Below are 10,548 nucleotides of genomic sequence, written 5' to 3' on the forward strand. Positions count from 1 at the left end.
ACAGGGATTACCACAGAATTCAGATCCATCATTTCGACCTAAGTCGCGTTGACAAAGCCATAAGCGACTGCAAATAATCACCGGAAGTCATACGACAACAGATGACAACTAATAAGAACGGCAAGGGACTCTCATGACAACGACTCATACCGCCCAAACTCCCTTCAATCGCTTGCTTCTGACAGGCGCAGCAGGCGGTCTGGGCAAGGTTCTGCGGCAAAGTCTGCGGCCTTACGCCAAGGTCCTGCGACTGTCCGATATCAGCGAAATGGCCCCCGCCATTGACGCAAGCGAAGAACTACAACCCTGCGATCTCTCCGACAAGCAAGCCGTTCATCAATTGGTTGAAGGCGTAGACGCGATCCTGCATTTCGGCGGCGTCTCGGTTGAGCGTCCGTTCGAGGAGATCCTCGGCGCGAACATCAGTGGCGTGTTCCACATCTACGAAGCTGCACGCCGCCACGGCGTGAAGCGCATCATTTTCGCCAGTTCCAACCATGTCATTGGTTTCTACAAGCAGGATGAAACCATCGACGCGCTCTCCCCTCGCCGCCCGGACAGCTACTACGGCCTGTCCAAATCCTACGGCGAAGACATGGCGAGCTTCTATTTCGACCGCTACGGCATTGAAACCGTGAGCATCCGTATCGGCTCGTCGTTCCCGGAACCGCAAAACCGTCGAATGATGAGCACCTGGCTAAGCTTCGACGACCTGACGCAACTCATCGAGCGCTCGCTGTATGCGCCTAACGTCGGCCACACCATCGTCTATGGCGCTTCCGCCAACAGCAACGTGTGGTGGGATAACCGTTACGCAGCCCATCTTGGTTACCACCCCAAGGACAGCTCGGAACAGTTTCGTGACAAGGTTGAAGCGCAGCCCATGCCAGCCGCTGACGACCCTGCGATGGTTTACCAAGGCGGCGCCTTCGTTGCATCAGGACCTTTCGGCGACGACTGAACACCGATAAAAAAATAATAAAAGGACTGGGCGACATGGATGCTGAATTGATTCTCGACGCAAAAAACGCGACAGGCGAAAGTCCTGTGTGGAGCGCCAGGGAACAGGCCCTGTACTGGGTCGATATCCCGGCAGGCATGCTGCATCGCTGGGATCCGGCCGATGAAAGCAGCCAAAGCTGGAAAGCACCGCAAATGCTTGCCTGCATCGCCCGTTATGACAATGGCGACTGGATTGCCGGCATGGAAGACGGTCTTTATCGCCTGACTGAAACAGCCGACGGCACCTTGAGCGGCTCTTCTCTAGCCAGCGTTGAGCATGCGTTGCCTGGCATGCGCTTCAACGATGGGCGTTGTGATCGCCAAGGCCGTTTCTGGGCGGGCACCATGTTGATGGACATGGGCGCAGGCGCATCGGTCGGCGCGATGTACCGCTACAGCGCAGGCCAGAGCGAAACGCTCACGGCACAACTCACCGACTTCATCGTGCCCAATGGTCTGGCGTTCAGCCCGGACGGCAAGACCCTGTACTTGTCCGACTCGCACCCCAGCGTGCAAAAAATCTGGGCGTTCGATTACGACACCGACAGCGGCACGCCCCACAACCGCCGCCTCTTCGTAGACATGAATCACTATCTGGGCCGCCCTGATGGTGCAGCGGTCGATGCCGAAGGCTGTTACTGGATCTGCGGCAATGATGCCGGGCTGATTCACCGCTTCACACCAGCTGGCAAGCTTGACCAATCACTGGTTGTGCCGGTGAAGAAACCCACTATGTGCGCCTTTGGCGGGCCGAAGCTGGACACGCTGTTCGTGACCTCGATTCGCCCCGGTGGCGATATCAGCGACCAGCCATTGGCCGGTGGCGTCTTTGCCCTGAGACCCGGAGTCAGAGGCCTTGAGGAGCCTGCCTTCAAGGGCTAACGAATCACACACAAATCCACCAGCACCACAAAAACAACAAAATTGGAGTTATCCATGGATTTCAAACGCAAGCTTCTCATCGCCGCACTTCCGCTGGCCTTCTGTATGTCGGGCCTGGCCCAGGCAGAAGTCAAAATCAAATTCGCCGAAGTTCACCCCGCCGGTTATGCCCCGGTAGTGGCTGAACAGAACATGGGCAAAAAGCTCGAAGAGCAGTCCAAAGGCGAGATCAGCTTCAAGATGTACGCCGGTGGCGTGCTGGGTTCCGAAAAAGAAGTGGTGGAGCAGGTACAGAGCAACGCCATTCAGATGACCCGCGTCAGCCTGGGCATCGTTGGCCCGGTAGTGCCTGACGTGAACGTCTTCAACCTGCCGTTCGTATTCCGCGATCAGGCGCACATGCGCACCATCATCGACGGTGAAATCGGTCAGGAAATCCTCGACAAGATCACCAACTCCAACTTCAACATGGTCGCTCTGGCCTGGATGGATGGCGGCACTCGCAACCTGTACACCAAGAAGCCGGTACGCCAGATCTCCGACCTGAAGGGTATGAAGATCCGTGTTCAAGGCAACCCGGTGTTCATCGAAACCATCAACGACATGGGCGGTAACGGTATCGCCATGGCCACCGGCGAGATCTTCAGCGCCTTGCAGACTGGCGTCATCGATGGTGCAGAGAACAACCCGCCGACTTACTACCAGCACAACCACTATCAGAACGCCAAGTTCTTCACCATCACCGAGCACTTGATCCTGCCTGAGCCAATCGTGATGGCCAAGGACACCTGGAACAAGCTCAAGCCTGAACAACAGGCGCTGGTGAAAAAGCTGGCCCGTGAAGCACAGGCCGAAGAGCGCGTGCTGTGGGACAAGTCTTCTGCAGATGCGGAAACCAAACTCAAGGCCGCTGGCGTGGAATTCATCACCCTGACGCCTGAGCAGAAGAAAGCGTTCTATGACGCCACTCAGCCGGTTCGCGACAAGTTCGGTGCGCCGTACAAAGACTTGATCAGCCGCATCGAGGCCGTGCAAACCGACGCGTCTCTGGCCGCATCCAAGTAACCACCAAGCAGCCCTATAAGCCAGTCCGATAACGCCGCGGGGGCGAGCGCAAGCTCGTTCGCCGCCGCTGTGGTGAGCCTCCATGAAAAATACGCTGCTGCGCTTCAACGACGTTCTTTACCGAGTCTGTGTCGGGATCGCCGGTATGTCGATTCTGATCATGACGCTGATTATTCCGTGGGGCATTTTTGCCCGATACGTACTGGGCAGCGGTTCCAGCTGGCCTGAACCCACCGCCATTCTGCTGATGGTGGTATTCACCTTCTTCGGTGCAGCTGCCAGCTACCGTGCCGGTGCGCACATGGCCGTCTCCATGGCAGTCGATCGTATGCCGGCTCAGGTACGCAAAGTTGCCGCGGTGGTGGTGCAAGTTTTGATGGCAACCGTCGCGCTGTTCATGATTATCAAAGGCTTCAAGCTCTGCGGTACCACCTGGAATCAATACATCGGGGAGCTGCCGTTCCTGCGTGTTGGCATCTCGTACCTGCCCATTCCCATTGGCGGCATCGTGACCCTGATTTTCGTCCTTGAAAGACTTTTTCTGGGCGACCAAAGCCACCGGGCTGTCATGCGGTTCGATGTGATTGAAGAAAGTGAAGGGGCCGCATAAATGGACGCTTTAATACTGTTAGGCAGCTTTATCGCGCTGATCCTGATCGGCATGCCGGTCGCTTACGCGTTGGGTCTTTCCGCGCTGATCGGCGCATGGTGGATTGATATTCCAGCAGACGCGCTGATGATCCAGATCGCAGGCGGCGTGAACAAATTCTCGCTGTTGGCGATTCCGTTCTTCGTGCTCGCGGGCGCGATCATGGCCGAAGGCGGGATGTCTCGAAGGCTGGTGGCGTTTGCTGCGGTACTGGTTGGTTTCGTACGCGGCGGTCTGTCGCTGGTGAACATCGTTGCTTCGACCTTCTTCGGCGCCATCTCCGGCTCCTCGGTTGCGGACACTGCCTCGGTAGGTTCGGTACTGATTCCGGAGATGGAACGTGCTGGCTACCCTCGTGACTACTCCACGGCAGTCACAGTCAGCGGCTCGGTTCAAGCCTTGCTGACACCACCGAGCCACAACTCGGTGCTGTACTCGCTGGCGGCTGGCGGCACGGTCTCCATTGCGTCGCTGTTCATGGCCGGTATCGGACCGGGCCTGTTGCTCAGCGCCGTGATGATGGGCCTGTGCATGATCTTCGCCCGCAAGCGTAACTACCCGAAAGGTGAAGTAATCCCGCTGCGTCAGGCGATCAAAATCGCCGGTGAAGCCCTCTGGGGTCTGATGGCCATGGTCATCATCCTCGGCGGTATTCTGTCGGGTATTTTCACGGCGACCGAGTCAGCGGCCATTGCCGTGGTCTGGTCGTTCTTCGTCACCATGTTCATCTACCGCGACTACAAATGGCGTGACCTGCCCAAGCTGATGCACCGGGCAGCGCGCACCATTTCCATCGTGATGATCCTGATCGGTTTCGCCGCCAGCTTCGGTTACATCCTGACGTTGATGGAAATCCCGATGAAGATCACCACAGCGTTCCTGACGCTGTCGGATAACCGTTACGTGATCCTGATGTGCATCAACGTCATGTTGCTGCTGCTGGGTACCGTGATGGACATGGCACCGCTGATCCTGATCCTGACCCCAATCCTGCTCCCCGTGATCGTCGGTGTAGGCGTGGACCCGGTGCACTTCGGCATGATCATGCTGGTGAACCTGGGGATCGGACTCATCACACCGCCGGTTGGCGCGGTGCTGTTCGTCGGTGCTGCGGTGGGTAAAGTCACCATCGAAGCCACCGTGAAAGCTCTGCTGCCGTTCTACGTGGCGCTGTTCCTGGTACTGATGCTGGTGACCTACATCCCTGCAATCTCCCTGTGGTTGCCGAGTGTGGTGTTGTAAGAGAAATTGACGCAAACCTCGTTGGAGCGAGGCTTGCCCGCGAATGGATCACTGCGGTATTGCAGACATACCGAGTTATCGTTCTTCGCGGGCAAGCCACGCTCCAACAGGCTACTGCTACGCCCCCCAGCCAAGGAGGCTGGTTGCTCATGTCTGCTCCTGCTTTGTTTCCCCGCCACATCGCTGTATTGCTCCTCGCCCTTCTCGCCTGTGCTTTCGCAGGCAACCACATTGCAGCGCGTATCGCCTTCGACCATGACACCGGCCTGTTGCTGGCGATTCTGTGTCGCTCGGGCGTGACCTTGCTGGTCCTGACCGGCCTGGTGCTCTGGCAGCGGGAAAGTCCAAACCTGACCGCTCGAACCTGGCGCTGGCAATTGCTGCTGGGCCTGCTTATCGCCGCACAAAGTTTTTGCATCTACTCGGCTGTTGCCCGTATTCCAGTCGCGCTGGCGTTGCTGATCGCCAACGCTGCTCCCATCCTGCTGGCATTGCTCACCTGGGCCTTGGGCGGTGCGAAGCCGACTGGCCGTGCCGCCCTGCTGATGGGTTTTATTCTGATCGGTCTGGTCTTCGCACTGGACGTACCAGAGCGCTTGTCCAGCCAACACAGCACCGAAGCTCAATGGCTTGAAGGCATCGCTTTTGGCTTCGGCGCAGCGGGTGTTTTCGCCTGCGCGCTGTGGATCACCGACCATAAACTCTCGTCCCTGCGCGGCACCGTGCGCAGCATGCTAACCATGTTGATCGTATTCAGCGCCGCTGCGTTGGCGGGTTTCAGCGGCGTGCTGCCGGGCGGTGTTTCATTGCCGTCTTCCTCCACCGGCTGGACCGCTCTGGCCTGCTTGGTCACGCTTTATGGCGTGGGATTTTCCCTGTTGTTCATTTGCGTAAACCGTCTGGACATGGCCCGCAACGCACCGGTGATGAACATCGAGCCGGTGGCGAGTCTGTTGTTTGGCTGGTTGATTCTTGATCAGCTGCTCAGCGGCGGCCAGATCATTGGCGGTCTGATTGTGGTCACCGGCATTGTGCTGCTGACCTGGCGTCGCAAAGCGGCTTGAGCCTTTATTTGTACACACACGGCGGATCATCATGCACCCGGCAATCCTGACCCTGGAAGATGGCATCACCCGACTGACACTCGCCCCGCAAACCGGCGGCAGCATCGTTAACTGGAATGTGATTGCCAGTGGTCAGCCGCTGCTGCGCCCCAGCAACGACGACGCCCTGAGCGCCGGAACAGCGCGCAAACTGGCCTGCTATCCGCTGGCGCCCTGGTCAAACCGGATCAGCGACGGGGGTTTTGAAAGCCCTGATGGCTGGTTCGCGCTTGAGCCCAACAGCGCTAACGATGCGTTGCCGATTCACGGCAGCGCCTGGCAGCAACCATGGGAGGTGATTGAGCAGAGCCCGCAACATGCCTGCCTGCAATTGAATAGCAGCATTCCTTTCGCTTATCGCGCGCAACTGCGCTTCAGCCTGCTGGACGGCACGCTGAGCATCACGTTGAAGGTGACCCACCTGGACTCGCGGGCCGCCTGGCACGGGCTGGGCTTGCATCCTTATCTGCCACGCACCGCCAACACCCGGTTACAGGCCAAGGCTTCGCAGGTCTGGCTGACGGATGAAGACGGGCTGCCCACTCAATTGGAAAACATACCGGCCGAGTGGGACTTCAATTCGCTGAACAGCCTGCCACAAACCCGACTCGATAACGGTTTTACCGAATGGGATGGCAATGGCCTGATCAGCCAGCCGGACCTGGGTTATGAGCTTGAATGCCGGGCCACCGGGAGTGAAGTCTTTCTGGTGTTCTGCCCGCCGGGGCTGGATTTTTTCTGCTTCGAGCCTGTTAGCCACCCTGTGAATGCCCACCACTTGCCGGGACATCCGGGGTTGCGCTTGTTACGGCAGGGGGAGTCGGCAGAGCTGGGGTTCAGCCTGAGTTACCGGGCGATTTAAGGATCACGGAATTCTGTTGGAGCGAGTGGGCGGCAATCCGACTTGCCCGCGAATCAATCGCCGCGGTGGGGCAGGTAGTCCGCGTTATCGTTCTTCGCGGGCAAGCCTCGCTCCAACAGGGAAAAAATCCAAACGATAAGGGCAATCAAACTACTACGTAGTACTTACGCACATACACATCGCTCTGCCACGCGCAGCTCGCGCCTTGCGGAACGAATACAGTGTCGCCGGTGTTCACGGTTAAAGCTTCGCCGTCTGCGCCAGTGAGCGTCACCTGCCCTTCGATCAGATGCATCAACTCATGGACTTTGTGCGGTCGGCCACCGCGGGCATAAGGCGTCGAATCCCAGACGCCGATGCGCAAAGAGCTGTTCGGGTCTTCATAGGCGTTGTGTGAACGGCACTGCGGTGTCGGGCCAATCAGGATGCTGGCCTCGGGGGCTGCCGACGGTGCAAGCGCAACGCGCTTGTAGATCCAGGTCAGCGCCGGTTGTGTCGACGGCTTGCTGCCACTAAGTGCGCAAAAAGCCCAAAGACTCCCCTCTGCTGCATCAATCTGACAGGCGACGCCCTGCTCCACGACCACGCTCTCACCAGGTCCGGCTTCGAGGGTTTCACCCTTACTGCGCAAGGCGACACGGCCACGGTGGACCACCAGCATTTCCGTGAACGGATAGGCTTCGGAGCTCCACCCCCCTCCTCCCCTGACCACACCGGCACTCACGCCATCATCACCGACATAAGCAATCTCACGGAGGTCAGAGAACGGATCGCCCGCGCTCAAGGCACCGTGATTGAAAGAGGTATCAATTTGACTGCCGTCAGCGCGGACCAACAGCAAAGCTTTTAGCTGTGACATTAAACATTCTCCGGATTAGCCAACGGCTTGGGTGACGAGGGCAAACTGTGCGACGCCCGCAGTGGCCTGCGGTGCCTCGCCTTTGGCCATTTGCGTAACGCTGTCGACGGCTTTCAGACCGGCGTGATCCAGCCAGTCCGCCAGGCCGCTGTCAGTCGGGATGTCGATGCGCACAAACGAATACGGCACTCGCGACAGCAGCTGACTGATCAGATATTTGGCCTGCTCCACGTTCTGGGCAATCACCGGGCCGATGCACAGGCCGCGACCAAACGGACGCAACAAAGCGAACGCCTGTAACTGCCCATTGCGCTCGATAGCTGCCGAGTGCTCGACGCTCGGCAGCAGGTCCTTGAGCACTTGCGTGCGATCCAGCCCGCTGCCTGCGTTGGCCAACTCAAAGAGGCGCGGGTAATCCGCTTCGCTCACTGAGCGGCAGCTTTCGCTGAACGCCAGCGAGGGCGCTGGTGGTGCCTCGGCCGGCGCCTGGCCCTGACGCTGTTCGACGCTGCCGAAATCCACAAACCCCAAACTCGCATAAAGCGGCGCTCCGGCCAGGGTCGCATTGAGAATGGCGGTGCGAGGTGTGGCTGCCTCAATGGCCAGATTCATCAGTTGCCGACCGATCCCCTTGCCCTGATATTCATCGCTGACGATCACCAGGCCAATGGTTGAAAATCCCCCCTGATGGCAAGTGAATGCACTGCCGATCACGCGCCCTTTATCTTCGGCCACGAAACCCTGACTGACGCGCTGCAGCATCGCCCAGTCTTCGCGACGATGCGGCCATTTCAACTGGACGGAAAGTTGGTGCGCTGCGTCAACATCGTCGACGGTCATCGGGCGATACGAGTAGGAAGAACGTTGCGAGTCGGCCATGAAAAGCTCTCCGGTCAAAGGGGCAATAACGCCTGTATCCCATCTGTCCACCGCTCATGGCAAGAGGCTCGCAACGATTCGGCAGATTGCGCAAAACGCGCTGCCGTTTACCACAGTAACTGCTTAAAACGACACAAAGGTCGGCAGCAAATGCTTGCTGTTTTTTCCTAGGATGGACACCTCGCTTTTTATCGGCTGGAGTCCTTCATGGATAGCTTCGATCCTCGTCAAATTGCTGTTCGCAGCGCGCACTTCATCGGTGGCCGTTATCGCGATGCCCAGTCAGGCATGGACGTATTGCGCCCCTCCGATGGGCAGGTCTATGCCGGACTGCCGATTGCTGACGCCGACATGGTGGACGAAGCGGTCAGTAATGCCTGGCAGGCATTCAAGCACAGTGACTGGGCCAGCCGCCCGCCTCGCGAGCGAGCCCGGGTCATGCGGCGCTGGGCCGATTTGATTGAAGCTGACGGCGCGACTCTTGGTCCGCTGGAAGCGGTCGGTTCGACCCGGCCACATAAAGATGTGCTGGCCTGGGACATTCCTTATGTCGCCGAAGGGATTCGCTTTTTCGCCGAGCTGGCGGACAAGCATGGCGGTGAAGTAGCGGCGACCCAAAGCGACCGCCTGGGCATGCAGATCGCAGAGCCCTACGGGGTGATTGCAGCGATTGCACCGTGGAATTTCCCGCTGAGCATGGGCCACTGGAAAGTCGCCCCGGCGCTGGCAGCCGGTAACGCCGTGGTACTCAAACCTTCGGAACTGACGCCATTTTCCAGCCTGCGCTTTGCCGAACTGGCGGTGCAGGCTGGCCTGCCAGCCGGGATGTTCAACGTGGTACAGGGTGACGGCCGGACAACGGGCGACGCGCTGTGTCGTCATCCGCGCATCTCGAAAGTGACCTTTACCGGTTCCACGGCGACGGGCTCCAGCATCATGTCCACCTGCGCGCTGGTGGGCCCCAAACCCGTGACGCTGGAGTTGGGCGGTAAAAGTCCGCAATTGGTGTTCGCTGATATTCCTGACCTGGCCAAGACGGCTCGTACTGTCGCTCTGGCCATTACCGGTAATGCGGGACAGGTTTGTGTTTCGGGATCGCGGCTATTGATCGAACGCTCGATCATGGAGCCGTTCATTGAGCATCTTCAGAACTACTTTGCCTCTTTGCGTCCCGGCCCGACCTGGTCACCAGACGCAACGCTGCCGCCGATCATTTCCCACCTGCAGGGCAGCCGCATCGACAACATCGTCCAGCGTGCGCGTCAGGCGGGTGCGGAAGTGCTGGCCGGTGGCGGGCTGTTCGAAGGCATGGGCGGCGCCTATTACCAGCCGACATTGCTGACCGCAGTGGACAGCCACAGCCCGGCAGTCTGCGAGGAGATCTTCGGCCCGGTGCTGACCATTCAGGCATTCGACACCGAAGAGCAAGCCCTGCAACTGGCCGAACACGATACCTACGGTCTGTGCGCAGGCGTCCACACGGCTGATCTGAACCGGGCGCTGCGCCTGATTCGCAAGCTGGAAGTCGGCACGGTATGGGTCAACCGCTACGGGCGCAGCAACGATTACATCCTGCCGACCGGAGGCTACAAGCGTTCCGGCATTGGCAAGGACCTGGGACGTGAGGCGTTTGAAGCCAATCTGCGGTTCAAAAGCGTGTTGATCGATATCGCGCAGTAATAGCAGCAAAACACAGATTCAGAGCGGCAAGCCTGGCACACCGCGTTGCAACGGTAGGAGCGAACTTGTTCGCGAGACATCCCGCCTGACACACCGCCTCGCCAACAAGTTGCCTCCTACCTTGAAAGCGGCAAGCCTGAGCACCGCGTTGCAACGGTAGGAGCGAACTTGTTCGCGAGACATCTCGCCTGACACACCGCCTCGCCAACAAGTTGCCTCCTACCTTGAAAGCGGCAAGCCTGAACACCGCGTGCAACGGTAGGAGCGAACTTGTTCGCGAGACATTTCTCCTGATACCGCCTCGCCAACAAGTTGCCTCCTACCT

At 58.8% G+C, this 10,548-nt stretch carries 10 protein-coding genes; 8 read left to right on the forward strand and 2 right to left on the reverse strand.

Features of this window, described 5'->3' with window-relative positions:
- The first annotated feature begins 133 nt into the window (after positions 1–133).
- The 7 genes from H8S59_RS23600 (at position 134) to H8S59_RS23630 (ending at position 6,805) form a co-directional block, all read left to right on the forward strand.
- Complete coding sequence (locus H8S59_RS23600) at positions 134–961, forward strand: NAD-dependent epimerase/dehydratase family protein (RefSeq protein WP_187522991.1); 828 nt, start codon at positions 134–136, stop codon at positions 959–961.
- A 35-nt stretch (positions 962–996) separates the two neighbouring features.
- The gene (locus H8S59_RS23605; protein ID WP_187522992.1) at positions 997–1,884 is read left to right on the forward strand and encodes a glucurono-1,5-lactonase; all 888 of its coding nucleotides are present in this window, start codon (positions 997–999) and stop codon (positions 1,882–1,884) included.
- 54 nt (positions 1,885–1,938) lie between these two features.
- A complete protein-coding gene (locus tag H8S59_RS23610) occupies positions 1,939–2,949 on the forward strand; it encodes a TRAP transporter substrate-binding protein (RefSeq protein ID WP_187522993.1) in 1,011 nt (336 codons plus the stop codon).
- Between the two features lie 82 nt (positions 2,950–3,031).
- Positions 3,032–3,559 carry a TRAP transporter small permease gene (locus tag H8S59_RS23615; RefSeq protein ID WP_095098560.1) on the forward strand — a complete coding sequence of 176 codons (528 nt, stop codon included), beginning with the start codon at positions 3,032–3,034 and terminating at the stop codon, positions 3,557–3,559.
- Complete coding sequence (locus tag H8S59_RS23620; protein WP_095098564.1) at positions 3,560–4,840, forward strand: TRAP transporter large permease; 1,281 nt, start codon at positions 3,560–3,562, stop codon at positions 4,838–4,840. It begins immediately after the preceding gene.
- A gap of 149 nt (positions 4,841–4,989) precedes the next feature.
- Positions 4,990–5,904 (forward strand): EamA family transporter, encoded by a 915-nt coding sequence (locus tag H8S59_RS23625; RefSeq protein ID WP_187522994.1) that lies wholly within the window; start codon positions 4,990–4,992, stop codon positions 5,902–5,904.
- A gap of 31 nt (positions 5,905–5,935) precedes the next feature.
- A complete protein-coding gene (locus H8S59_RS23630) occupies positions 5,936–6,805 on the forward strand; it encodes an aldose 1-epimerase (RefSeq protein WP_187522995.1) in 870 nt (289 codons plus the stop codon).
- A 145-nt stretch (positions 6,806–6,950) separates the two neighbouring features.
- Here the strand turns inward: H8S59_RS23630 and H8S59_RS23635 are convergent, their stop codons facing one another.
- A complete protein-coding gene (locus H8S59_RS23635) occupies positions 6,951–7,664 on the reverse strand; it encodes a cupin domain-containing protein (protein WP_187522996.1) in 714 nt (237 codons plus the stop codon).
- Positions 7,665–7,679: 15 nt separating this feature from the next.
- Positions 7,680–8,543, reverse strand: coding sequence for a GNAT family N-acetyltransferase (locus H8S59_RS23640; protein ID WP_187522997.1), 864 nt, complete (start codon positions 8,541–8,543; stop codon positions 7,680–7,682).
- Between the two features lie 207 nt (positions 8,544–8,750).
- Here H8S59_RS23640 and H8S59_RS23645 point away from each other — a divergent pair, with 207 nt between their 5' ends.
- Complete coding sequence (locus H8S59_RS23645) at positions 8,751–10,223, forward strand: aldehyde dehydrogenase family protein (RefSeq protein ID WP_187522998.1); 1,473 nt, start codon at positions 8,751–8,753, stop codon at positions 10,221–10,223.
- Positions 10,224–10,548 lie beyond the last annotated feature (325 nt).

This window comes from Pseudomonas folii (assembly GCF_014357575.1).
Classification (GTDB): domain Bacteria; phylum Pseudomonadota; class Gammaproteobacteria; order Pseudomonadales; family Pseudomonadaceae; genus Aquipseudomonas; species Aquipseudomonas folii.